This window comes from Pseudomonas sp. R5(2019), assembly GCF_009905435.1.
Classification (GTDB): domain Bacteria; phylum Pseudomonadota; class Gammaproteobacteria; order Pseudomonadales; family Pseudomonadaceae; genus Aquipseudomonas.
This window is the reverse complement of record NZ_JAAAMT010000003.1, coordinates 66,515-92,385: the sequence shown is the minus strand read 5'-3', so window position 1 is coordinate 92,385 and position 25,871 is coordinate 66,515. Positions and strand designations below refer to the sequence as shown.

Sequence of the window (25,871 nt, the reverse complement as noted above, 5' to 3'; positions counted from 1 at the left end):
GGCTGAGCGCTTTAAGTCCAGTCAGTCCAGCTTGGCGGCGGGCGCCGGCGGCTGTTTGTCATCAACCGGCTCCAGCGGCAACACCGTCTTGTCCATGCTTTCAATCGGCACCATCTTGTATTCCTGGCCCTGCATGTTCTTGAGGTACACCTCCATCTGCCGGAAGGAGATGTTGATGCGCTGCTTCTTGAACTCTTTGTTGATGTAGCGGTTGATCTCGTCGAGTACCGGGTTGCGGTCGCCGAGGTCGCGCACATGCATGCGCAGTTCGTGGTCCAGGGTGCTTTCGCCGAAGTTCAGGAAGTAAACGATCGGTGCCGGTTCCTTGAGCACGCGCGGATTGTCCTGGGCGGCCTTGAGCAGCAGGGTGCGCACCAGGTCCAGGTCCGAACCGTAGTCCACGCCGAGTTTCAGGGTCACGCGGGTGATGGTGTCGGTCAGCGACCAGTTGATCAGTTGCCCGGTAATGAACGTCTTGTTCGGGACAATGATGTCCTTGCGGTCGAAGTCGGTGATGGTGGTGGCGCGGATGCGGATCTTGCTGACCGTGCCCGACAGGTTGCCGATGGTGATGGTGTCGCCGATCCGCACCGGGCGCTCGAACAGGATCATGATGCCGGAGATGAAGTTCGCGAAGATCTCCTGCATGCCGAAGCCCAGGCCGACCGACAGCGCCGCGACCAGCCACTGCAGCTTGTCCCAGCTCACCCCGAGGGTGGACAGGGTCGAGACAAAGCCGACGCCTGCGATCACATACGACAGTAAGGTGGTGGTGGCATAGGCGCTGCCCTGGGCGAGGTTCAGCCGCGACAGCACCAGCACCTCCAGCAGACCTGGCAGGTTGCGCGCCAGGGCCACGGTAATGCCGATGATCACCAGCGCGCCGAGGAAATCGAACAGGCTGATCGGCACCATGCTCATGCTGGCGCCGGTGCCGCTGGTGTATTCGTAAAGGGTGATGTTGTCCAGGTAGACGAATACGCTGATGAGGTCCGCCCAGACCCAGTACAGCGCACCGATAAAGCCGCCGAGCAGGGCCAGGCGGATCAGGCGCAGAGACTGCTGGTTGACTCGCTCGATGTCCAGGGTCGGCTCTTCGATCACGCCTTCGCCGTCGCCGCTTTCTTTCGCGGCCTGGCGTTTGCTCAAGGCGCGTTGATAAGCCAGGCGCCGAGCGGCGACGCTCAGGCCGCGGACGAAGGCGGCCTCGATGACCAGCCAGAGCATCAGCAGGTAGAGGGTGTCGATCAAGCGATCGGTCAGCTTCAGCGCGGTGTAGTAGTAGCCGAAGCACACGGCGATAAACAGTGCGATGGGCAGGGCGGTGAATGCCACGCCTACGGCCTTGCGGAACAGCGAGGCGTTTTCGTGGGTCGGGCTGCTGACCAACAGGCGGCTGAGCAGCCACGCCATCAGCGCGTAGCAGGTCAGCACCACGCCAATGCCGAGGACGTCATCGGCCAGCGCCGAGGGCTGGTGTTCGGCCACTGCCACCACGGCGACCAACGCCAACACCACTGTACCCAGCCGGCGTATCCAGCCGCGCAAGAACTCGACTTGCGGTTTTTCCCAACGGAAATGCAGCTCGGCCACGCCGCCTGGCGCCAGCACGCGGTAGGCGGTGTAGAACACCAGCCAGGCCTGTGCGATTTGCCAGAGCGCGGAGCCGAGGTTGGCGTTCTGCCCGCGTGCGTCGATTTGCAGGGCGTAGCCACACAAGGCCAGGCCCAGCGCCACCGGCATGGCCAGGAGGATATTGACCAGAATCGCCTGCGGGGTGTGCCACTGGCTGTCGCGGCGGAAGTGGCCGATGTCCTGGTGCACTTTGCGCAGCCGTTCATGCAGGTAATTGCGCTTCCACAGCAGCGCGCCGATCAACAGCAGCAGCGGCAGGAACAGCAGCGGCCGCTGCAGCAGGCCGTCGGTCAACTCGTTCAGGCTGGAAAACCACGGCAGGGTGGTGACCTGCTGGCTCAAGCGCTTGGGAATGGTCTGCAGCCATTCCGCGTCCAGCGGTTTGTTGCTCGGGATCCAGAACATCTGCTCGTCCAGGGTCGCGCGCAGGCTCTGGGCGGTGCTGAGGAGTTGCTTCTGGTTCAGTTGCAAAGTGATGGATTCGTTGAGCAGGGCGCTCAATTCGCGGTTCAGGCGCTCGAGCAAATCGCTGCGGGTCACGGCCAGGTCCAGCAGGGTCTTGCGCAGTTGCGGCGTGACCTGTTCGGCGGGCTGGCTTTCCAGCAGCTTGTCAACGTAGGCGCTTGGGCTGCTGATCTGCTCGCGTTGCTGATTGATCTCAAACTGGTACAGACGGATGTCGGCGATCTGGTCGGCCAGGTCGCGGTCGACCTTCAGGTGCGGCAGTGCCTGTTTCTGCTTGTAGAGAATCTTCGACAGCAGCAGGCTGCCCTTGAGCACGCTGATCTGCTCGTCGAGGGTCTGGTCGGCCTGGGTGATGCTGTCCAGTTGTTGCTTGGTGCGCAGGTTCTGTTGGGTCAGTTCGTTGAGCCGGTCGGTGCTGCGCAGCAGGTAATCGGAGAGCTTGAGGTTGGTGGCGCTTTCGGTGGCCAGCAGGCTGCTGCCGCCGGCTTTCTGGGCTTCCAGCGACTGCTCGGTGACGGTTTGCTGGGAGTGGGCCAGGCGCTTCTGGTTGATCAGTGTCTGCAGGTCCTGGATTTCCTGTTCCAGGCGGGTGGTCTGGGCTACCAGCAGGTCATGCTGGCTGTTGCCCAGGTCTTGCAGCAGGCCGTTGCCGGCCAGTTCCTGGCGGCGCAGGTTGATCAGCGCGTTGATCGACGCCAGTTCCGCGTTGAGCTTGTTGCGATGGTCGGCCGTGACGACCTTGCCGCCATCCTTGCCCAGCTTGAGGATGTTGTTGATCTGCTGGATGCGCGTCTGGCTGTTGCTGATTTCGGCCTGGGCACGCTCGGGGCGGGTCTGGGCGGTGATGGCCAGGGTGTTGGCATCGGACAGGGCTTTTTGCAGGTCACCCTGCTGCGCATTGCGCTCGCTGAGCTGTTGCTCCAGCTGCGGCACGTTCAGGTTGGCGTAGCGCTGAGCGACCGGAATCACCTTGGCGACCTTCAGGCGCTCCAGTTCCTTCTGGCTCTCCGCGGTCTGGCGCGGCGCTTCGCTGAGCTGCTGCTTGAGCGCGGCCAGGCGTTTTTCGCTGTCTTCCTTGTTGCCGAGAAAGGTCAGGGTCTGTTCCAGCACTCCCTGCAGCGCCTTCTGATCGGCTTCGGGCAGCTTGCGCTCGGCGATCTTGTCCAGGCTGTTTTGTACAGCGGAGCTGGTGGGGGGCTCGGCCGCCTGTACTGAGGCGACCGATGCACACAGCCCTAGCAGGGCTGCGCCAATGATATTGAGCAGTGTGGGCATAGGCTAAAAATCGTACAACCTGAGAAAAGGATGGCAGTTTAGAGGAATAAGCCGGGGCCGGGTCGCGTTCCGTCGGGGAATCTGACGCCCACTTTGCGGATCTTGTTCCCTTCAATCAGAGCAACGGTCCAAATTGTGTTGTTCCATTCGATCTGGTCGCCGACCACTGGCGCGCCACCCACCTTCTGAGTGATGAACTGGCTGAGCGGCATGTGCGGGTCCTGGCCATCGAGCTGCAAGCCGTACAGCGCCGACACGGCCCCCAGTTCTGCGTCGCCTTCGAGCACGAAGTCGCCGAAGAAACGCAGATCCAGTCCGCGCTGTGGCGCCTGGCTGAACAGTTTGCCCAATGCTGGCAAATTGTGTTCATGACCGATTACGCAGAGCAGATCGCCGACTTCCAGCGTCGTACTTCCCGACGGATGGAGCAGTTGCTGGCCTCGAAACAGGGCTGCAATGCGGGTGCCTTCGGGCATTTTCAGCTCGCGCAGGGCGGCGCCGATGCACCATTTTTCTGCGCCCAGGCGGTACACGAACAACTCCCATTCACTGGTAATGTGCACTTCCAGGGCTGAGCGGGAGATGGGGGCCGGGTCTGGCGGTACGGTGACTTTCAGCAGCTTGGCCACCCATGGCAGGCTGGTGCCCTGCACCAGCAGCGAGACCAGCACGATAAAGAACGCCAGGTTGAAGTACAGCTGGGCGTCGGGCAGGCCGGCCATCAGCGGGAACACCGCCAGAATGATCGGGACCGCGCCGCGCAAGCCGACCCAGGAAATAAACGCCTTCTCTCGACCGTGGAAGGCCTTGAATGGCAGCAGGCCGACCATCACCGACAGTGGCCGGGCAAGCAGGATCATCCACAGCGCCAGTACCAGTGCCGGAATCGCGATGGGCAGCAGATCGTGCGGGGTGACCAGCAGCCCCAGCACCAGGAACATGCCGATCTGGGCCAGCCAGGCCATGCCGTCGAGCATGTGCAGGATGCCGTGGCGGCTGCGGATTGGCCGGTTGCCCAGCACCAGGCCGCAGATGTACACCGCCAGAAAGCCGCTGCCGTGCAGGGCGTTGGTCAGGGCAAACACCGCCAGGCCGCCGCTGATGACCAGGATCGGGTACAGGCCGCTGGCCAGTTTGATCCGGTTGACCAGTTGCAGCATCACCCAGCCGCCGCCCAGGCCCAGGATGCTGCCGATGCCGAATTCACGTATCAGATGGGTGAGCAGGCTCCAGTGCAGGCCGGTCTGGCCGCTGGCGAGCATGTCGATCAGGGTGACGGTGAGGAACACCGCCATCGGGTCGTTGCTGCCCGACTCGATCTCGAGGGTGGCTGTGACCCGCTCGTTCAAGCCCTTGCCGCCGAGCAGGGAAAACACCGCCGCGGCATCGGTGGAACCGACGATGGCGCCGATCAGCAGGCCCTGAATCATGTTCAGGTCGAACAGCCAGGCCGCCATCATGCCGGTCAAGCCGGTGGTAATCAGTACCCCGACCGTGGCCAGCGACAAGGCCGGCCACAGCGCCACCCGGAAACTGGCGACCCGGGTTCGCAGCCCGCCGTCGAGCAGGATCACCGCCAGCGCCAGGTTGCCGACCAGATAAGCCGTTGGGTAATTGTTGAAAATGATCCCGCCACCATCGACCCCGGCCGCCATACCGACCGCGAGGATGATGACCAGAATCGGGATGCCGAGCCGCGAGGAAAGCGAACTGACCAGAATGCTTGCACCTACCAGCAACGCGCCGATCAAGAACAGGCTGTTGATGAAGGTCGCATTCAATGGGAGTACTCCGGAGGGGGTGACAAGGCGAGGCAGGCTATGCAGTCTGCGTGCCAAGGAATTCTAACCTGAGCGGTTGTTGCCGCGTCAAAAGCTTTTTGGAAACCACCAAGATCCAGCGGCAACACGATAGATAGTTGCTGCCTTGCCAGCCTGAGCGACTGATTTAGTCAGGGTTCCTTCAGTTCACGGAACCTGCGACATGAACAACGAAATCTCACGACTGGATACAGACGCCGAAGGCCAGGATCTGCGCCGCACCGGCCAACGCTTCGCCGAAGCCTTTCCCGACCTGCATGACGTGGTCCGCTCCGCCGCCTCGGCGTTGCTGCTCAAGCACACAGGCCAGGCACTGGACCCGGAAAAGGTCTGGTGGCACCGGTTTCGCGATGCACAAAGCAGCAACAGGTCTTTCACCGGTTGGGAGCATATAGGCCGGCCCGAGCAAAGCCTTACCTTTTTACATCTGATGATGGAGCGCTTTCGCGTCAGTGATCAGGACAATGCCGATCTGCTTGCCCTGTATGGTGGGTTCTACTCAGTCGACGGCGGGGCAGGGGTTTTCAACGAACGCAACGAAGTGCGACTGCTTCCAGCCGATGTCTTGAAGGACTTCTGGGCACTTGATCTGGCTACAGACTACCGAAACACGCTGGCGGCTTTCTGGGCTGCCCATGGCGACGATTTCAGGCTGCTTGCTCGAGTGGCCTTTCTGGGGGCTGCGATTCAGGACTATGAGGCTCACCACCTGGCGCCTGAAGACTTTCACAGGATCCTGCTGGCTGCGGGGCGTCCTGGCTTTCCATCCGTGCAGTCGATGACCGGTGTGCTGCCTGCGCTGGCGCCCATCCGGCTGCAACCGGTGGTCATCAACGACGTGATCGCTCTGGATCTGGTCAGGATTGCGGGCCGAGACGGTCAGGAAATACTTTATGCCCCCGGTCAAACACCTGCGTTTCGCGTATTCGCCGACACCCTGCAATTGCAGCAGTGGTTGGCCGCACAAATGAAACAGGCTGAGCTGATCGAACATTTCCCGCTCGGTGATCGCACGGCCCTGCAATCGGCCGCGGCATTCACCCTGGCGCCAGGAGCCAGGATTGTCGGCGATTTGTTCGACTACCTTTGCCAATGCGCTCGGCAACGGATGCAAAAGGATGCGGAGCAACTGCTGGTGTCCGATTGGCAGCTCAACAAGCAACTGTGGATCGGTTACCTGGCGGCCTTCGTTTCCATCGCCGGTGCAGCAGCGCCTATGGCCTGGCCGGTGGCCCTGACCGTGGTTGGGGCAAGTATTGCCAGTGTGGCGCTGAACATTGATCAGGCTGTCAATGGGGCTACCGCGCAGCAGCGGCGCAGCGGGGTAGTTGGGGCAATCGCGGGTTGCATCGATGTACTTTTCCACGGCTTCTTCCTGTTGTCTGGCCCTGCGCACCGTCCGCTGCCGACAGCCTTGGCTCTGGAAGGCCAGGTTTCGATCACGCAAGCCCTTGACGGCCTGGAGTCCAATATCGTTATTGACCTGCGCCAGCCGATTGCACAGGGGCCCCTGCGCGGGGGGTATCTGCAGCATGACGGTGGTGTCTACATCGAAATGGGCTATGTGCCTTATCGCGTGCGCTACAACCCGGCGATCAGGTCGGTCGAGATCGTCGACCCCGACAACCCCTTTGCTTTCTCTGGTGGGCGACCGGTCGCGCTGGATGACGCAGATCAGTGGCGATTGCTCAAGCCGTTGGCGCTCAAGGGCGGCGACGAGACTACCGAAGCCATTATCGCGAAGGTCTTTCCCAATGAAGGGAGCGTCGAGTATGTGTTGGGCGCTTACGACTTTCCGCAAAACCAGGCCGAAGCCTTGCGGCTGCGCGTCGCGATTTATTTGCGTGAACGCCTGCTTTGCCCGCCGGAGCTGGATATTTACCTGAAGGCCGGTCGCTCCCGTCCGTTTCCTGAGCCGCAGCGCGGTACCTCGACGTTCTGGGATCGCTACATGATGCAGGACCCTGATGCGCAGCAGGCCTTCGCCAACCGTGCCTTGCAGCGGCAAAAGGCGGTGATTGAGGTCTTGAAGTTACCGCCGCAGGCAGAGCTCGAGAATGACGTGTATATAGACAGCCATGGCGAAGAGCATCGGGTCTACGTGACGGCTGAGGGGCGCTACCATTCTGAAGCGATTCTGTATTACACAGACGACGATGAAGCGTTCAACGGCTTTTTGCGCCGAGGTAGCCGGGACGTCAACAGCCACGCGATCCAGGATATCGAAGCGCTGGCCAAAGAGCTTGAGTCGGTCGAAACCAATGACGAGGCAGCCTTGTACCGCGGCGGATCGGGCTTGCGCGGGACGTCCGGCCTGGTGTTCCGCTCGGGCCGCTTGAAAGTGGGAGATGTGCTGGTCAATACCGACATCGCCTCCTTTACTGAGAGCCCCTATGTTGCCCGCCGATTTGCCAGCAGCCATGCAGGCGACGGGATTAGAGAAGTCGCAGAGGCGAGCTTCGATGAGAGCTCGGTGATTTTCAAGCTGGATGCCGAAAATTACTACAGTGCCTACCCCGTCGCGCCCTTTTCAAAAACGCCTAACGAGGCGGAGTCGCTGTTTCTGCCGGGCGCGTACTTCCAGATCGAAAGCCTCAGGGAAGTGGCCGGCACCACTTACCGCTTGATGGAGGTAGGGCTCAAGGAGGTTGGCAGCGCGGCAGCGAGCGTCTTTTATGACTTGTGCACCGGCGAGCCCTTCGACCGGGAGCGCTACCTGCAACGGCTGGGCGAGGACGCCCGGCCGTTGGTGGATCGGTTTTTTCCTGCCTGAGTCAGAACCAGTCGTTCTGCATGCTGGCGCAGGTGGTGTCGCGCGTGTTCAGCAGCTCAAGCGTGTGATGGCAGCCCGGGATTTCCCAGGTCAGGAAGTAGCGGGCTGCCTGCAACTTGCCGTGATAGAAACCGGCATTGGCAGGGTCGCACTGTTGCAGGCCTTGCTCGGCCCGGATGGCCTGCTCCAGCCAGCGCCAGCCGATCACAGTGTGGCCGAACACATTCAGGTACAGCGCCGAGTTGGCCAGGGCCGTGTTGACCTTGCCGGCGGTGAGATCGCCAAGTAATGCCAGCGTCACTCGCTGCAGGTGCTCCACCAGTGTTTCCAGCGGTTCGCGCAAGGCGTCCAGCACACTGAGTTCGGCGGCCCGTGCGCAGGTCTGGGCAATTAGCCGCAACAGTTGCTTGAGCCCGGCACCGTTGTTTTGAGCCAGCTTGCGACCGAGCAGGTCCAGAGACTGGATGCCGTGGGTGCCTTCGTGAATCGGGTTGAGGCGGTTGTCACGGTAGTACTGCTCAACCGGGTATTCGCGGGTGTAGCCATGGCCGCCGAGAATCTGGATCGCCAGCTCGTTGGCCTTGAGGCAGAACTCCGAGGGCCAGGATTTGACGATCGGCGTCAGCAGGTCGAGCAGCTGCCCGGCCTGCTCGCGGGCCTGTTCGGTCTCACCGGTCTGGGTGTCGTCGAACAGGCGGGCGGCATACAGGCCCAGGTCGAAGGCGCCTTCGACGTAGGCCTTCTGGGTCAGCAGCATGCGCTTGATATCGGCGTGCTCAACGATCGCCACCGGCGCCGTATTTGGATCCTTGCTGTCGGGCAGTCGGCCCTGCGGTCTTTGGCGGGCGTACTCCAGCGAATACAGGTAACCGCTATAGCCGAGCATCACCGCGCCCATGCCAACGCCGATGCGCGCCTCGTTCATCATCTGGAACATGCAGCTCAGGCCCTGATGCGGCTTGCCCACCAGATAGCCGACACAGTGGCCGTTGTCGCCAAAGTTCAGCGCGGTCGAGGTGGTACCCCGCCAGCCCATCTTGTGGAACAGCCCGGCCAACAGCACATCGTTGCGCGGGCCGAGGCTGCCATCGTCATTGACCAGGAACTTGGGCACGATAAACAGCGAAATCCCCTTCACCCCCGGCGGTGCATCCGGGAGCCGGGCGAGGACCATGTGGACGATATTTTCTGACAACGGGTGATCGCCGCCGGAAATGAAAATCTTGTTGCCACGCAGGCGATAGGTGCCGTCCTCATGGGGTTCGGCACGGGTGCGGATGTCTGACAGCGATGAGCCCGCGTGGGGTTCGGTCAGGGCCATGGTGCCGAAGAAGCGGCCCTCGATCATCGGCTGCAAAAAGCGTTGTTTTTGCTCTTCGCTGCCAAAATTTTCAATCAGGTTGGCGGCGCCCATGGTCAGGAACGGATACGAAGTCGTCGCCGCGTTGGCAGCCTGGAAGTGGGCGAAACAGGCTTGTGACAGCAGCGTCGGCAGCTGCATGCCCCCTACCTCGAAATCACGGGCCGCGTTCAGAAAGCCGGCCTCAAGAAACGCATCCACCGCCGGTTTCACCTCCGGGATCAGGATGGCTTCGCCGTTCTCATAGCGCGGCTCGTTTTCATCGCCCTTGCGGTTGTGTGGGGCGAAGTACTTCTCCGCGATCATCCTCGCCGTACCAAGCGCCGCATCAAAGGTTTCACGCGAGTGCTCGGCGAAGCGTTCGCGCCGGGTCAGGGCTTGCGCGTCGAGCACTTCATAGAGTTCGAACGCCAGGTTGCGGGAGCTGAGCAAGGTTTCGGACATGGCGGCATACCGGTAGGGGAGTGGGCCGAGTCTAGGACGGGTGGTGCGGGGATGGACAGCACAATAGGTGGGGGTGATGGCGGGCTAGAACAGTGGGTGACTTCGTTAGACCGCGATGTTTCGTACGCGCAAGGCGGATAGGGATGGCTTCTTTATATTGGTGAATCGGGCTCGATATCGATCCATTTTTTACAGGAGTTTTACGATGTCGATTGAAGGGTCAGAAACGGTCAATGTCGAGGCTGAGGACAAGCCGGCTTTTTTCGTGGTGTCACTGCAGAAACTTCTTGTGATGGGTTTTTTTACCATGGGTTTCTATTTTACCTATTGCCTGTACGCCAATTGGCGCAACTACAAAACTGCGACCGGTGCTGAAGTGATACCGCTGTTAAGAGCATTGTTTGCCATATTTTTCCTTCACTCATTGTTTCGTAAAGTTGACGAAAAGATCATTGCCACCGGCCGTCACTTTGCTTGGTCACCCAATGTCTATGCCACTCTGTTGGTGATTGTCGCGCTGATATCACTGATTCCGCAGGCACATGTGGTGACTGCTTTAATCTTCTCGCTTTTGTGCTTGATTGCCATTTTTTACCTGTGGGCGCGGTCTCAGCAGGCGATCAATTTTTGCGAGGGCGATCCAAAGGCTGAAGCCAACTCGGCATTCACGCTCGCCAACGGTTGCTGGATCGCGGTAGGTGCGCTGTTTTGGCTGTCCGCGTTTTTGCCCTTGTTTGATATATAACTTCCACGCCCTTTTCGCGAGCAAGCTTGGCTCCCACGCCGATATTGAATCCCACCGAAGATCGCTGTGGGAGCCAGGCTTGCCCTAATGCCAGTCAGTTAAGGAATGGAACACCGCAGCTTTTGTAGGAGCGGACCCGGCCGCGATGGGCTGCGAAGCGGCCCCGGCGATTCCGAAACCGCCCGCATTCCCAGGGCTTGTCGTAGATATCACCGGCCTCGGGGGCTGCTGCGCAGCCCATCGCGGCCAGGTCCGCTCCTACAAGGGTTGCGTCGTTCAATTGCTTAACTGACTGGCATTAAGGCTTGCCCGCGAAGGGGCCTGAAGCCCAATACAAAATTTCCAGGCAAAAAAAAGGGAGACCGAAGCCTCCCTTTTTTGTCAGCCGACAGCCATCAACCGATGGTCATCAAGCTCGCATTACCCCCCGCCGCCGCGGTGTTCACGCTCAACGCCCGTTCAATCACCAAGCGCTCCAGCGCAATGCTGGTCTCGCCCCGGGACAAACCATGCACCCCGACGATCGCACCGGCACGCTTGGCCACGTGCTGGCAGACCGCGCGCAGTTGGTCGGAGTGACCGTGGTGCAGGACGGCGTCGAACACCACCTCGTCCTTGTTCCACTCCGGCACCAGCTGGATGCGCGCCTGAACTTCCTTCGGCAGGCGAGCACGCAGGGGCTTGCTCAGCTCGGTTTCCGGCCAGATCGCCGAGCTTCCGACCGCCAGCACCGCGGCCAGTTGCACCAGCAGGTCGGCTTCGACTTCGGCCAGGCACAGCACGTGCTCGCGCGGCAGGATGCTGTAGCTGTTGCGCTCACCGGTCGGGCCGGTCAGTTGGCGGGTCACGCCGCTTTGCGATTGCGCCGCGAATGCGCTGCACAGCTCGGCCAGGTCCGCCTGCTTGTTGCTTTGGGCCCAGGCTTGCAGGGCTTGCAGCGGCGTGCTCATCGCATCGCGCAAACGGGTGTCCGGGGTGATGCCGGCGTCGGCGCGCTGGAAGGTGGTGCCGATCGCGTCGTTCGGCCGGGTCGACAGCAGGCGGTACAGGTACAGCGGGCCGCCGGCTTTGGGGCCAGTGCCCGACAGGCCTTCGCCGCCGAACGGCTGCACGCCGACCACGGCACCGACGATGTTGCGGTTGACGTAGACGTTACCGGCGTTGACGTTGTCGATCACCTTGGCGATGGTCTCGTCGATGCGGGTGTGCACGCCCAGGGTCAGGCCGTAGCCGGAGGCGTTGATCTGCTCGATCAGCTGATCCAGATTCTTGCGGTTGTAGCGCACCACGTGCAGCACCGGGCCGAAGATTTCACGCTGCAGCTCGTCGAAGCTTTCCAGCTCGATCAGGGTCGGCATGACAAAGGTGCCGCGCTTGATTTCTTCGCCGTTGGCGATCGCCACCTGGTACACGGTACGACCTTTGTCACGCATGCCCTGGATGTGTTTCTCGATGCCGGCCTTGGCTTCGGCGTCGATCACCGGGCCAATGTCCACGCTCAGGCGCTCGGGGTTGCCGAGGCGGCTTTCGGCCATGGCGCCCTTGAGCATTTCGATCACCCGGTCGGCCGAGTCTTCCTGCAGGCACAGCACGCGCAGGGCCGAGCAGCGCTGGCCGGCGCTGTCGAAGGCCGAGGAGACGACGTCGATCACCACCTGTTCGGTCAGCGCCGAGGAGTCGACGATCATGGCGTTCTGGCCACCGGTTTCGGCGATCAGCGGGATCGGCCGGCCCTGGGCGTCCAGCCGACCAGCGATGTTGCGTTGCAGCAGGCGCGCCACTTCGGTGGAGCCGGTGAACATCACGCCTTTGACCCGATCGTCACCGACCAGTCGCGCACCGACGGTTTCACCACGGCCCGGCAGCAGTTGCACCACGCCTTCGGGGATGCCGGCTTCGAGCAGCAGGCGCACGGCCTGGGCCGCCACCAGCGGGGTTTGTTCGGCCGGCTTGGCCAGCACCGGGTTACCGGCGGCCAGTGCAGCGGCGACCTGGCCGCTGAAGATCGCCAGCGGGAAGTTCCACGGGCTGATGCAGACCACCGGGCCCAGCGGGCGGTGGGCGTCGTTGCTGAAGTCGTTGCGAGCCTGCACCGCGTAGTAACGCAGGAAGTCCACGGCTTCACGCACTTCGGCGATGGCGTTGGCGAAGGTCTTGCCGGCTTCGCGGGCCAGCAGGCCCATCAGCGGCTGGATCTCGGCTTCCATCAGGTCGGCGGCGCGTTCCAGGATCGCGGCGCGCTCGGCCGGCGGGGTGGCCTGCCAGATCGGCGCGGCGTTCAGCGCGCACTGGATGGCGTTGTCGGCATCCTCGACCGTGGCTTCCTGCACATGGCCGACCACGTCGCGCTGATCGGACGGGTTGAGCACGGCGGCGGCGGTGCCGGCGCTGGCAGCGCAGCCGAGCATCGGCGCGGCTTTCCAGTCGTTGTGGGCGGTGGCCAGCAGGGCGCAGGACAGCGACGCCAGGCGATGTTCGTTGGCCAGATCAATACCGGCAGAGTTGGCGCGTTCGGCACCATAAAGGTCACGCGGCAGAGCGATGCGCGGATGCGGCAGGCCGAAACCGCCTTCCTGGGTGGCCATGCGCTCGATGGTCGCGACCGGATCGGCCACCAGCTCCTGGATCGAGATCGACTGGTCGGCGATGCGGTTGACGAACGAGGTGTTGGCGCCGTTTTCCAGCAGGCGACGGACCAGGTAGGCCAGCAGCGTTTCGTGGGTGCCGACCGGGGCATAGACCCGGCACGGACGGTTCAGCTTGCCGTCGGCAATCTTGCCCACCACTTGCTCGTACAGCGGTTCGCCCATGCCGTGCAGGCACTGGAACTCGTACTGGCCAGGGTAATAGTTCTGGCCGGCGATGTGGTAGATGGCCGACAGGGTGTGGGCGTTGTGGGTGGCGAACTGCGGGTAGATGACTTCCGGCACCGACAGCAGTTTGCGCGCGCAAGCGATGTAGGACACGTCGGTGTACACCTTGCGGGTGTAGACCGGGTAGCCTTCCAGGCCGTCGACCTGGGCACGCTTGATCTCGCTGTCCCAGTAGGCGCCTTTCACCAGGCGAATCATCAGGCGGTGGCGGCTGCGGCGGGCCAGATCGATCACGTAGTCGATCACGTACGGGCAGCGCTTCTGGTAGGCCTGGATGACGAAACCGATGCCGTTCCAGCCAGCCAGTTGCGGCTCGAAGCACAGGCGCTCGAGCAGGTCCAGCGACAGCTCCAGGCGGTCGGCTTCCTCGGCGTCGATGTTCAGGCCGATGTCGTATTGCTTGGCTAGCAGGGTCAGCGACAGCAGGCGCGGGTACAGCTCGTTCATCACGCGCTCATACTGGGCGCGGCTGTAGCGCGGGTGCAGGGCCGAGAGCTTGATCGAGATGCCTGGGCCTTCATAGATGCCACGGCCGTGGGAGGCCTTGCCGATCGAGTGGATGGCCTGCTCGTAGGACGCCAGGTACTTCTGCGCGTCGTGCTCGGTCAGTGCGGCTTCGCCGAGCATGTCGTAGGAATAGCGGAAGCCCTTGGCTTCGAACTTACTGGCATTGGCCAGCGCTTCGGCGATGGTCTCGCCGGTGACGAACTGCTCGCCCATCAAGCGCATGGCCATGTCGACGCCCTTGCGGATCATCGGCTCGCCGCTCTTGCCGATGATGCGGCTGAGCGAGGAGGTGAGGCCGGATTCGTTGTGGGTCGAGACCAGCTTGCCGGTCAGCAGCAGGCCCCAGGTGGCGGCGTTGACGAACAGCGACGGGCTGTTGCCCAGGTGCGGCTGCCAGTTGCCGGTGCTGATCTTGTCGCGGATCAGCGCATCGCGGGTGCCCTTGTCGGGGATGCGCAGCAGGGCTTCGGCCAGGCACATCAGTGCCACGCCTTCCAGGGACGACAGGGAAAACTCCTGCAGCAGGCCCTGAACAATCCCGGCCCGACCGCCGGCGCTCTTCTGGTTACGCAGTTTTTCCGCGATCGAAGCGGCCAGCTTGTTGGTGGCCTCGGCCATCGGCGCGGGCAGGCGGGCCTGCTCCAGCAGCATGGGCACGGCTTCGGGCTCGGGGCGGCGGTAGGCGCCGGTGATGGCAGCACGCAGCACTGATTGCGGCAGGATGCTTTCAGCGAATTCGAGGAAGCACTGGTGATTATGGTCGCCCTGGACTTCGCCGGCGTCGTCGGAATTTGCGCCCGGCACACCGCTCAATTCGGACAGGGTTGCACCACCCTCGAGTTTTTCCAGGTAATTGAAAATTGCCTGTTTGATCAACCAGTGTGGAGTACGGTCGATGGACTGAGCAGCGGTCTTCAGTCGCTCGCGGGTAGGGTCATCAAGTTTGACCCCAAGGGTGGTAGTCGCCATTTCTTATCCTCATTATCGCCACGGTGGTGCGGCACAAGCTGGTGCCAAGATTAGCGTCGGGGAGGACAAGGTGCAACCTGGTGCAACCTCCGTTTGTAGGAAATATCTTTTGTGGTACTACACTGCATATTCCCTTCACCGATTCCGGCTGTTTTTGGTGCATTCATTTATGAAAAAGGTCTTTTTTGCTCCCAAAAGTAGCAAAAAGCGTCTGTAATGGAAAAAATCCGACGAGGTGCAACTGAGGTGCAAATTTTGGTTGCACCTTATTCGCTTTGTTGCATAGGATGCGCCGCCTAGGTGCAACCTCCCATAAAGAGCGTTCGCTTTTTCATAAAAACAAACACCAGGGCGCCACATCATGAGTGTAAGCAACCCAACCCTGATCACGTTCGTGATCTACATCGCGGCAATGGTGATGATCGGCTTTATGGCCTATCGCTCCACCAACAACCTTTCCGACTACATTCTTGGCGGTCGCAGCCTGGGCAGCGTGGTAACCGCGCTCTCGGCCGGCGCCTCGGACATGAGTGGCTGGTTGCTGATGGGCTTGCCAGGTGCCATCTACATGTCGGGCCTGTCGGAGAGCTGGATCGCCATCGGCCTGATCGTCGGTGCCTATCTGAACTGGCTGTTCGTGGCTGGCCGTCTGCGTGTGCAGACCGAGCACAACGGCGATGCGCTGACCCTGCCGGACTACTTCGCCAGCCGTTTTGACGACAAGAGCGGCCTGCTGCGGATCATCTCCGCTGTCGTGATTCTGGTGTTCTTCACCATCTATTGCGCTTCCGGCATTGTTGCCGGTGCCCGTCTGTTCGAATCGACTTTCGGCATGTCCTATGAGACCGCTCTGTGGGCCGGTGCTGCAGCGACGATTGCCTACACCTTCGTAGGCGGGTTCCTGGCGGTCAGCTGGACCGACACCGTGCAAGCCACGCTGATGATCTTCGCCCTGATCCTGACCCCGATCGTGGTCATGCTCGCCACCGGCGGCCTCGACACCACGTTCCTGGCGATCGAAGCGCAAGACGCCAGCAACTTCGACATGCTGAAAAACACCACCTTCATCGGCATCGTTTCGCTGATGGGCTGGGGCCTGGGCTACTTCGGCCAGCCGCACATCCTGGCGCGCTTCATGGCCGCTGATTCGGTGAAGTCGATCGCCAACGCCCGTCGCATCTCCATGACCTGGATGATCCTGTGCCTGGGCGGCACCGTGGCCGTTGGTTTCTTCGGTATCGCTTACTTCTCGGCGCACCCTGATGCGGCAACGCCGGTTACCGAGAACCACGAGCGGGTGTTTATCGAACTGGCCAAGATCCTGTTCAACCCATGGATCGCCGGTGTACTGCTGTCGGCCATTCTGGCTGCTGTAATGAGTACCTTGAGCTGCCAGCTGCTGGTGTGCTCCAGCGCCCTGACCGAAGACTTCTACAAGACCTTCCTGCGTAAAAGCGCTTCGCAGCTGGAACTGGTCTGGGTCGGTCGCGCCATGGTGCTGCTGGTTGCACTGGTCGCCATCGCCATGGCCGCCAACCCGGAAAACCGCGTTCTGGGCCTGGTCAGCTACGCCTGGGCCGGTTTCGGTGCGGCCTTCGGTCCAGTGGTTCTGATCTCGGTCCTGTGGAAAGGCATGACCCGTGACGGTGCGCTGGCCGGTATTCTGGTGGGGGCTATCACGGTGATCGTGTGGAAACACTTCGAGGTGATGGGCCTGTACGAAATCATCCCGGGCTTCCTGTTCGCCAGCCTCGCCATCGTGTTGGTGAGCTCGATGGGCAAGCCTTCGGCCAGCATGCTGTCGCGCTTCGCAGCAGCAGAGGCGGCTTACCACAAGGACAAGTAATCAGCCCTCGCTGACCTGCCTTGGCTCCTTGCCTTGAAGCCGGCCCGCATCCTCTGGATGTCGGGCCGGTTTTGTTTTGCCGAGCCATCTGCCCAGTGGCGACCTGACGCGCGCCGTCGCGCAAGGTAAACTCTGCGGCCTTGCAGGAGTTGCCATGAACTATCGTCACGCCTACCACGCCGGCAACCACGCCGACGTGTTCAAACACCTCGTTTTGACCCGTCTGATTGCCTTGATGTCACGCAAGGAGCAGCCGTTCGCCTACCTCGATACTCACGCAGGTCTGGGCCTGTATGACCTGCGCGGCGATGAAGCCAGCCGCACCGGTGAGTGGCTGGAAGGCATTGGCCGTTTGTGGGGGCGCCAGGACCTGCCAGATCTGGCCGCCGACTACCTGCGCATTCTGGGCAAAATGAACCCGGACGGCGAGCTGCGCTACTACCCCGGTTCTCCTGAACTGGCCCGGCGTCTGGCGCGTCAACAGGACCGCGTGCTGCTCAACGAAAAGCACCCGCAGGATGGCCAGCTACTCAAGGAGAACATGAAGCGTGACCCGCGTGTGTCGGTGCACCTGGGCGAAGGCTGGCACGTGCCGCGGGCGCTGCTGCCGGTGGCCGAGAAGCGTGCGCTGATGTTGATCGACCCGCCGTTCGAGCAGCTCGATGAGCTCAAGCGTTGCACTCAGGCGCTCAAGGAATCCATTTCGCGTATGCGCCAGACGGTGGCGGCGATCTGGTACCCAATCAAGGACGATGCGCGTCAGATGACCCGCTTCTACAACGACCTCACCAGCACCGGCGCGCCGAAGCTGCTGCGTGTGGAATTGCTGGTGCATCCGCTGGAAACGCCGCAAAGCCTGAATGGCTCGGGCCTGGCGATTGCCAACCCACCGTGGGGGCTGGAAGAGGAATTGCGTGAGCTGTTGCCGTGGCTGGCGGAGGTGCTGGGCCAGACCAAGGGCAGCTGGCGGATGGATTGGTTGATTGCCGAGTAAGGCTTGAGATCGGCGGTGGGGTTATTCGCGGATAAATCCGCTCCCACAAAAGCCCCCGCACATTTGAAGTGGGGATTTCTGTGGGAGCGGATTTATCCGCGAATAGCTCCACCGCCGCGAAGCTTTTATCAGGCTGGCAAGCAGACGCCAGTGCCACCAATCCCGCAATAACCCTGCGGATTCTTGGCCAGATACTGCTGGTGATACGCCTCGGCGTAGTAGAACGTCGGGGCTTCGTCGATTTCAGTGGTGATGGTCCCCAGGCCCGCCTTGTCCAGCTCAGCCTGGAACTCTTTCTCGCTGGCCTTGGCCTGTTCCAGTTGTTCCGGGGTGGTGGCGTAGATCACCGAACGGTATTGGGTGCCAATGTCATTGCCCTGGCGCATGCCCTGGGTCGGGTTGTGCAGTTCCCAGAACAACTTCAGCAATTCCCGATAGCTGACAATGCTTGGCTGGTAGACCACCAGCACCACTTCGCTGTGGCCGGTCATGCCCGAGCAGACTTCTTCGTAGGTCGGGTTCGGCGTAAAGCCACCGGCGTAACCTACGGAGGTGCTGTACACGCCTTCTCGCTGCCAGAAGCGACGCTCCGCGCCCCAGAAGCAACCGAGGCCGAAGATGGCGAATTCCACATCGCCCGGGAATGGGCCCAGCAGCGGATTGCCGTTCACGAAATGTTCGTCAGGGACTTTGATAGGGGTTTCGCGGCCAGGCAGGGCTTGTTCAGCAGTAGGCAGTACGTTTTTGTTCACCAGAATCTCCGAGCGCAGGGCCATATAGACATACCTCTCGTTAGTCAGAAACGACCACCCGGCTCTTGTACGGGCAGGTGTGGTCATTATTCGATAGACCCGTAGTTTGCCCGACTGTCACGCGCCTGTCAGGCCATTGGTCCGCGCGGGTAACGTTTGAGCTTTTCGGCCAGTTCAGTGCCCGGGATCGGCCGGTCGAACAAATAACCCTGGCCCACGTCGCAGCGATGGCGGCGCAGGAAGGCCAGCTGCTCGGCAGTCTCGACGCCCTCGGCCACCACCTTGAGCTTGAGGTTGTGGGCCATGGCGATTACGGCCGAAGTGATCTCCATATCGTCCTGGTTGTCCGGGATTTCGTTGATGAAGCTGCGATCGATCTTGAGTATGTCGATGGGAAACTTCTTCAGGTAACTCAGCGACGAATACCCGGTGCCGAAGTCGTCCATCGCCAGCGTCACGCCCAGCTGCTTGAGCTGGTCGAGTTGACGGTGGGTGTCTTCGGTGGCCTCCAGTAACAGGCCCTCGGTCAGTTCCAGCTCCAGCAGGTGCGGCGCCAGGGCTTCCTCCTTGAGGATGGTGGCGATCGAGCTGACCAGGTCCGGGTCGGAGAACTGCTTGGGCGACAGGTTGATTGCCACTTGCAGGTTGCCCATGCCGGCGGCGGTCAGTTGTTTGCTCATGCGGCAGGACTGGCGCGCCACCCATTTGCCGATCGGGATGATCAGGCCGGTTTCCTCGGCCACGCTGATGAACTGGTCCGGGCGGATCATGCCGCGCTCCGGGTGGTTCCAGCGCAGCAGCGCCTCCATGCCCAGCAGGCGACCGCTGCGCAGGCACAGCTTGGGCTGGTAGAACACCTCCAGCTCATTCTGAGACAGGGCGCGGCGCAGGTTGTTTTCCACGAACAGCTTGTAGCTGGCCTCGGCATTGAGGATTTCGGTAAACACCTGGACCTGGTGTTTACCATTGGCCTTGGCCTTGTGCAGGGCCAGACCGGCGTTTTTCATCAAGGTCTGCGGGTCACGGCCGTGCAGCGGCGCGCAGGCCAGGCCCACGGAGGCGGTGACGTTGATCAGCTGGTTGTCGACGAACATCGGCTTGTCGAGGGTCTTGAGCAGCTGCATCGCGATCTGTTGGCCGCTGTCCAGGTCGGTGTCATCGAGCAGTACGGCAAATTCGTTACTGGCGAAGCGCGCCAGGCTGCCATTGGGGCTCAGGCTATTGCGCAGGCGCCGGGCCAGGCTGACCAGCAGCTTGTCGCCGGTCTGGTGGCCGAGGCTGTCGTTGATCCGCTTGAAGTTGTCGATGTCCACCAGCAGCAGGCTGATCGGGCTGTCACTGTCGCGGGCAAAGCGTTCGTCGAGGTTGCGGATAAACGCCGGGCGGTTGCCCAGGCTGGTCAGGTTGTCGGTGTAGGCCAGTCGCTCGATGCGCTGTTGCGCCAGCTTGCTTTGGGTGATGTCCTCGTAAATGCCGATGTAATGGGTCAGCTCGCGGTTGTCACCGTACACCTTGGAGATCGACAACTGGCCCCAGTAGGGTTCCAGGTTCTTGCGCCGGCTTTTGAATTCGCCCTGCCAGCTGTTGCTGCTGGCCAGGCTCGAGGCTGCATCGAACAGCAGCTCGCTGAGGTTCTCCAGTGCCGGAAGCTCGGACAGTCGGTGGCCGTGGACTTCTTCGGTGCTGTACTGGGTGATGGCCGTAAAGCTCGGGTTCACGTACTCGACGATGCCGTCGCAATTGACCAGCAGAAAGGCGTTGGCACTTTGTTCCACGGCCCGTTGGAACAGGTGCAGGGCGTTGGTGGCCGTGCGCCGGTTGTGGTTGTTGATGACTTGGGCGAACTGGTCGGCCAGCTCCCCGGCAAAGGCAATCTCATCGGTTTGCCAGGCCCGGGTGCTGCCCGATTGCTCCAGGCACAACACGCCAACCACCTGGCCATCGATGCGGATGCTGGCGTCGAGCATGGCGTGTACATCGCGCGGGTGCAGGCTTTCGGTGATGTCGCGGGTGCGCGGGTCGTGCCGGGCGTCGTGGGCGTCGATGGCGCGGCTGGAGTGCAGAGCGTCGAGGTAGTCCGGGTAGCGGCTGGCGTCGATCGCCTCGGGCAAGTCGTACTGTTGGGTGTTGCGGTAAAACGCCGAGATCGGCTCCAGGCGCTGGCCGTCGAGGTTCCACAGGCTGGCGCAATCGACTGCGTAGATTTCGCAGGCACTGCGGGTAATCAGTTCGGCGGCTTCCTGCAGGGAATTACCCGCGCTGTAGCGGTGCCGGGCCAGGCGCAGGATCAGGTCCTGCTGGGCGCGCACCCGGTCCAGGTGTTGCAGTTGCTCCTGCTGGGCCTGCTGGTTCAGTTGCAGCGCGATTTGCAGGCGACTGTTGCGGGTTTCCAGGTCGCTGGCCGACAGCGGCGAGGCATCGCTGAACAGCTCGTCCACCACCAGCAAATAACCGCGCAGCAGGTGGCGGTTGTGCTGTTTGTAAGGCTCACCCATTTCCAGCAGGCTCAATGGCCCCTGGGCGGTGTGCAGGGTGTAGCGGACCAGATACTGGGGCTTGTCCGTCAGCTGCAGCTGGATCGAATCGTGCAGCTTATAGCGCGCCTCGGGCTCCATCAGGCTTGCGTAGGGCGAGCCGACCAGGGCACACAAGTCGACGGCGGGCATGCCGAAACGGCGTTCGCAATGGGGGTCCAGAAACAGCATGGCCCAGCTGGGCTCATTCAAGCGCTCGAAGCGCAACATGCCCAGCCGCGAAGGCACGGGCAGTTGCGTGACGACCTCGGCCGTCAGGCGACTGACGACATCCGGCTGGCTTTTCATGGAGAGCTCGCTTCAAGAGAACGGAGCGCGCAAGGGTCTGAAACTCGCATCCGGGCGCGTGGCGCAAGGTTGCATCATGCGGGTGTGGCTGACAAGCGCAACGATGGCAATTGGCTTGCGTTGTATCGGCAGTTGAGGTGGATTCTGTAGGCAAGCTCTGGATTGTTCGCGGTAGAGAAAGACAGATCAGCGAAGGCGCAAGCGCCGGCACGGCGTTTTCGGATATTTCTTCGTTTCTTGCAGATCGGTCTGCTTTCGCCCCCAGTCGGATTAGCCGTCCCATGCTCCCTTCCATTGTGAGAAGGAGACCGGCATGGCTACGTGTTATTTCGTTATCCAGGGTGATACCACCACGACCGGCGGCAAAGTGCTGAGCGGGTCGCCGCTTTACATCATCGAAAATGTTCCCGTGGCGGTACTCGGCACTCCGGTCTTCTGCCCGGCGTGTGGGCTTGAAGGGCAAATCATCGAAGGCAACCCCAATTGGATCGTCGACGGTCAGCCTGCCGCGCATGACGGGCATGAAGTCGCTTGCGGCTGTGCACCGGGTAGCCATCGTCTGGTCTCCAGCCAGCGTATTTCTTCTATCGAGGGTGCGACGGTGCGAGCTGCGAGGCATTCGTCAGGAATGAACCAAGCACTGAGCCCACCTGCGTTGCTCCGCTCTGGCAGGGTTTATCGCGATTCGAGGCAAACAGAGGAATACGAGGAGGAAGAGGAAGAAGTCGAGATGGAGGATGAGGCGGTGGTAGCGGTTACCCTGCGGATTGGGGTGTTCTTCGATGGGACTGGGAATAACGCCACTAACTCGATGTTGGGAGCGCAGTGCAACTCGGAGAGGGCGGTGTCGGCTGATGAGGCGGCTGTTGTGTGCAAGCCCTATATGCGCGACCCGGACAGCAGTTATGGGAATGATGTGACGAATATCAAGAAGCTGAATGATCTGTATTACAAGCGTGACAAATTGAAAGATGATGGCTCAGAGAAGTGCGGATTTTTATCCATCTATATTGAAGGTATTGGCACTATCGCAGGCGAAAAGGACAGTCTATTGGGTGCCGCCATGGGCCGTGGCAAGACAGGCGTTGTCGGACGCGTGGAGCAGGCAATTGCGGACACCAAAATTGCGATTGACAGTTTTAGCCAAGAGAACCCAACCTGCAAAATCAAGCATCTGATCTTTGATGCCTTTGGTTTTAGCCGAGGCGCCGCTGCCGCACGGCATTTCGCCAATCAAATCGCGCTTGGTAGAAGCGGGCCACTGCAAACACTACTGCAGAGTAAAAACGCATCGTTTGCCCAATCCTTCACCGGTAATTTTCAATGCGACATTGAGGTTGGCTTTATCGGCCTGTTCGATACTGTCGCCTCGGTAGGCGGCTGGACCAATTTCGGCTATATCCGCAGTCCGCAGGCGCCGGGGGTGAAGCTTCATCTGCCGCGAAATCTGTTTCCGAATGTGGTGCACCTGGTTGCCCGCGACGAAGTTCGTATGAATTTCGCGCTTAATCGGGTCGGTCCGGAGCATCCTGAAATCGTCATGCCCGGAGTGCACTCGGACTTAGGCGGCGGTTATTACCCGAGCGCTGAGGAACGGGTACTGATATCGCCGATGCTGGCTCAATCGGTGCCCGATGCTACTCCAGTGGAACACACCAGTATCTACAAACATAGCCGTCGCGTTTACGACGAGTATCGCGCCATGGGTTGGCCCGACGAGATGTTAGAGATTGTTACGCCGGTGTCGAAAGCCTTGCCGATGGATCCGCAAGACCGTTTGGGCATTCGCCACAAACAGGTATTTGTGGCTCTTGAACTCAGGCGCCAGGTACGAGGCGAGTTGTCGCGGGTTTATCTGCGTGTCATGCATGCGCTGGCGAAACAGAAAGGTGTCCGTTTCAAGGACATATCCGATCAACCAGATTTAAGTATTCCTCAAGAGCTTCAACCACTGTGCGAGCGCCTCGTCAGAGGTGAATATCGGATGACGCCGCAAGAAGCGCAGTTACTTAAGCTTCGCTACATCCACACCTCTGCCCATTAGAATCCGCCCGCCGCCTTGCAAGGGCGAGAACCCCATACAGGACTGCTGCTCTATGTCAATGCTCCTACCTCAAACGCCGAACGCGTGCTCCATCCGCATGCTCCCGTGGGAGGGCGCTGATGATGAGAGTCCTGTTCATTTTATTGAGTATGTTGCTGACTTCCGGCTGTCAGGCACTGGATCCGCTGGCGGGAACTCGAGACCCTCACTCGCCATGGTGGAACCTGGGCTTTACTGCACCGTACTACCTGCTGGCTCATGTAGAACACAGTGCGGTTGTTGATACCGCCGCAAGGCTGATTCATCTTCCCGGTGGTGGTTTGATTGGAAATGAGCCGGAAGGCGAGGGCACGTCCGCGCACGAGTGGGCGGGGCGGGGGGGCATCGGCCGATCCGTAACGGGGGCTGCGCTTCCCCAGCGCATCTATGTCCGTTGGCAGTCCATTGCCGAACCGCAAACTTACGATGCCTGGGTAGAAGTCCCGAAGGAGGCGCGGCAAATCATGAAAACAACCACATCCAGACGGTGCCCCAAATATCCGGACAGCGAATCGCCTTACCGTGCCATCGTGACGCTGGGCCTGGCTCCCGGCGGTATTGTCCAGGCCTGGACTTATGATGAATGTCATAAGCCGGTCAAAATCGCGCGCGTCAAAGGTGAAGTGGTGCTCTTGGGTCCCTACTTGGGCAAGAACGAAGGCCGCTATGCCTATCCGGTCAGTGAAAGGTCCAAGCGCTATATCGAACGCTTCGGCATTCCCTACGGCAGTTGGTAGTCCTTTTCTCCCACCCAAAAAAAGCCCCGCCAAAGCGGGGTTGAGGTACGAGCGTGGCAGCTCGAAAACGGTGTGGCATGGCTCCCCGCAGGGCAGGGAGCCAGTACAGCATTACAGCAGCATGGTGCGGATATCCTGCAGCAGCTGACTCAGGCGCTGGGTGAAGCGTGCAGCCGCGGCGCCGTTGATCACGCGGTGATCGTAGGACAGCGACAGGGGCAGCATCAGCTTCGGCTGGAAGGCTTTGCCGTCCCAGACTGGCTGGATGGTTGCCTTGGAGACACCCAGGATCGCCACTTCCGGCGCGTTGACGATCGGCGTGAAGCCGGTGCCGCCAATGTGGCCGAGGCTGGAAATGGTGAAGCAGGCACCTTGCATGTCGTCAGCCGACAGCTTTTTGGTCCGGGCTTTTTCAGCCAGGGCCGCCGCTTCGCCAGCCAGTTGCAGCAGGCTCTTCTGGTCGACGTTCTTGATGACCGGTACCAGCAGGCCATCCGGGGTGTCGACGGCGAAACCGACGTTGACGTATTTCTTGCGGATGATGGCCTTGCCGCTTGGCGCCAGCGAACTGTTGAAGTCCGGCAGCTCCTTGAGCAGGTGAGCACAGGCCTTGAGCAGCAGTGGCAGCACGGTCAGCTTGACGCCGGCTTTCTCGGCGGCGGCTTTCTGTGCAACACGGAAAGCTTCAAGCTCGGTGATGTCAGCCTGGTCGAACTGGGTGACGTGAGGCACGTTCAGCCAGCTGCGGTGCAGGTTGGTGGCACCGGCCTGCATCAGGCGGGTCATCGGCACTTCTTCGATTTCACCGAAGCGGCTGAAGTCGACGACAGGAATCGGCGGGATGCCCGCGCCGCCGGTTGCGCCGGTTGCGCCGGCTGCTGGAGCTTCCTTGGCCTTCTGCATCATGGCCTTGACGTAAACCTGGACGTCTTCTTTCAGCACACGGCCGTGCGGGCCGCTGGCAGCAATGGCGTTCAGCTCGACGCCGAATTCGCGGGCCAGTTGGCGAACCGCAGGGCCGGCGTGAACCTTGGCACCGTTGGCAACCGGGGCGGCTGCTGGCGCCGCTTCGACTTTGGCGGCCGGTGCGGCGGCAGGAGCCGGAGCCGCTGCAGGTGCTGCTTCAGCCTTGGCCGGTGCCGCTGCTGGAGCAGGGGCAGCGGCTGGCGCTGCACCGGCGATCTTCAGCTTCAGGATCAGGTCGCCCGTGCCGACTTCGTCGTCGAGCTTGGCAATCACGCTTTCAACGATGCCGGCGGCAGGCGATGGAATTTCCATGCTCGCCTTGTCCGATTCCAGGGTGATCAGCGACTGGTCGGCTTCGACGGTGTCGCCGGCCTTGACCAGTACTTCGATGATCTTGGCCTTGCCCGAGGAGCCGATGTCCGGAACGTGAATGTCCTGAACGGTAGCTGCAGCGGCGGCTGCCGGTGCGGCAGCCGGAGCAGCCTCGGCAGCTGGAGCGGCGGCAGGTGCCGGAGCAGCAGCCGCCGCTCCAGCTGCCGGAGCCGCAGGCGCAGCAGCGGCGCCCTCGACTTCCAGTTCCATCAGATCGTCGCCTTCTTTCAGGCGATCACCCAGCTTGACCTTCAGGCTCTTGATGACGCCGGCCTTGGGGGCCGGAATCTCCATGCTCGCCTTGTCCGACTCCAGAGTCAGAAGACTCTGGTCCGCTTCGATGCGGTCGCCGACCTTGACGAACAGTTCAATGATTTCACCTTCACCGCTGCCGATGTCAGGTACGCGAATGAGTTCGCTCACTTAAAAATAC

Annotated in this window: 13 protein-coding genes; 6 read left to right on the top strand and 7 right to left on the bottom strand. The window is 61.3% G+C overall.

The features are described from left to right. Positions 1-21 precede the first annotated feature (21 nt). Together mscK and GUY40_RS03260 are read right to left on the bottom strand one after the other, a co-directional pair. Positions 22-3,375, bottom strand: coding sequence for a mechanosensitive channel MscK (gene mscK, locus GUY40_RS03265; RefSeq protein WP_166567508.1), 3,354 nt, complete (start codon positions 3,373-3,375; stop codon positions 22-24). 38 nt (positions 3,376-3,413) lie between these two features. Continuing rightward, the gene (locus GUY40_RS03260) at positions 3,414-5,156 is read right to left on the bottom strand and encodes a potassium/proton antiporter (protein ID WP_166567507.1); all 1,743 of its coding nucleotides are present in this window, start codon (positions 5,154-5,156) and stop codon (positions 3,414-3,416) included. Positions 5,157-5,358: 202 nt separating this feature from the next. On the opposite strand from GUY40_RS03260, the gene GUY40_RS03255 reads away from it, so the two are divergent. After that, entirely contained in the window at positions 5,359-7,968 is a 2,610-nt protein-coding gene (locus tag GUY40_RS03255; protein WP_166567506.1) for a dermonecrotic toxin domain-containing protein, read from the top strand. 1 nt (position 7,969) lies between these two features. Here GUY40_RS03255 and GUY40_RS03250 read toward each other — a convergent pair whose 3' ends face one another. Next, positions 7,970-9,772 carry an acyl-CoA dehydrogenase gene (locus GUY40_RS03250; protein ID WP_166567505.1) on the bottom strand — a complete coding sequence of 601 codons (1,803 nt, stop codon included), beginning with the start codon at positions 9,770-9,772 and terminating at the stop codon, positions 7,970-7,972. Positions 9,773-9,977: 205 nt separating this feature from the next. On the opposite strand from GUY40_RS03250, the gene GUY40_RS03245 reads away from it, so the two are divergent. Then, a complete protein-coding gene (locus tag GUY40_RS03245) occupies positions 9,978-10,517 on the top strand; it encodes a hypothetical protein (protein WP_166567504.1) in 540 nt (179 codons plus the stop codon). A gap of 395 nt (positions 10,518-10,912) precedes the next feature. Here GUY40_RS03245 and putA read toward each other — a convergent pair whose 3' ends face one another. Further along, positions 10,913-14,866 carry a trifunctional transcriptional regulator/proline dehydrogenase/L-glutamate gamma-semialdehyde dehydrogenase gene (gene putA / locus GUY40_RS03240; protein WP_166567503.1) on the bottom strand — a complete coding sequence of 1,318 codons (3,954 nt, stop codon included), beginning with the start codon at positions 14,864-14,866 and terminating at the stop codon, positions 10,913-10,915. A gap of 361 nt (positions 14,867-15,227) precedes the next feature. On the opposite strand from putA, the gene putP reads away from it, so the two are divergent. Both putP and GUY40_RS03230 read left to right on the top strand, forming a co-directional pair. After that, positions 15,228-16,712, top strand: a complete 1,485-nt coding sequence (putP, locus tag GUY40_RS03235) for a sodium/proline symporter PutP (protein WP_166567502.1) — start codon at positions 15,228-15,230, stop codon at positions 16,710-16,712. 154 nt (positions 16,713-16,866) lie between these two features. Beyond that, positions 16,867-17,706, top strand: a complete 840-nt coding sequence (locus tag GUY40_RS03230) for a 23S rRNA (adenine(2030)-N(6))-methyltransferase RlmJ (RefSeq protein ID WP_166567501.1) — start codon at positions 16,867-16,869, stop codon at positions 17,704-17,706. 128 nt (positions 17,707-17,834) lie between these two features. Here the strand turns inward: GUY40_RS03230 and msrA are convergent, their stop codons facing one another. Together msrA and GUY40_RS03220 are read right to left on the bottom strand one after the other, a co-directional pair. Next, positions 17,835-18,482, bottom strand: a complete 648-nt coding sequence (gene msrA, locus GUY40_RS03225; RefSeq protein ID WP_166567500.1) for a peptide-methionine (S)-S-oxide reductase MsrA — start codon at positions 18,480-18,482, stop codon at positions 17,835-17,837. Between the two features lie 104 nt (positions 18,483-18,586). Further along, positions 18,587-21,280, bottom strand: a complete 2,694-nt coding sequence (locus GUY40_RS03220; RefSeq protein WP_166567499.1) for a bifunctional diguanylate cyclase/phosphodiesterase — start codon at positions 21,278-21,280, stop codon at positions 18,587-18,589. Positions 21,281-21,593: 313 nt separating this feature from the next. Here GUY40_RS03220 and GUY40_RS03215 point away from each other — a divergent pair, with 313 nt between their 5' ends. After that, positions 21,594-23,324: a PAAR domain-containing protein gene (locus GUY40_RS03215; RefSeq protein ID WP_166567498.1), complete on the top strand. Its 1,731-nt coding sequence runs from the start codon at positions 21,594-21,596 to the stop codon at positions 23,322-23,324. A 122-nt stretch (positions 23,325-23,446) separates the two neighbouring features. Then, entirely contained in the window at positions 23,447-24,100 is a 654-nt protein-coding gene (locus tag GUY40_RS03210; RefSeq protein WP_166567660.1) for a DUF2931 family protein, read from the top strand. A 111-nt stretch (positions 24,101-24,211) separates the two neighbouring features. Here the strand turns inward: GUY40_RS03210 and aceF are convergent, their stop codons facing one another. Beyond that, entirely contained in the window at positions 24,212-25,861 is a 1,650-nt protein-coding gene (aceF, locus tag GUY40_RS03205) for a dihydrolipoyllysine-residue acetyltransferase (protein WP_166567497.1), read from the bottom strand. Positions 25,862-25,871 lie beyond the last annotated feature (10 nt).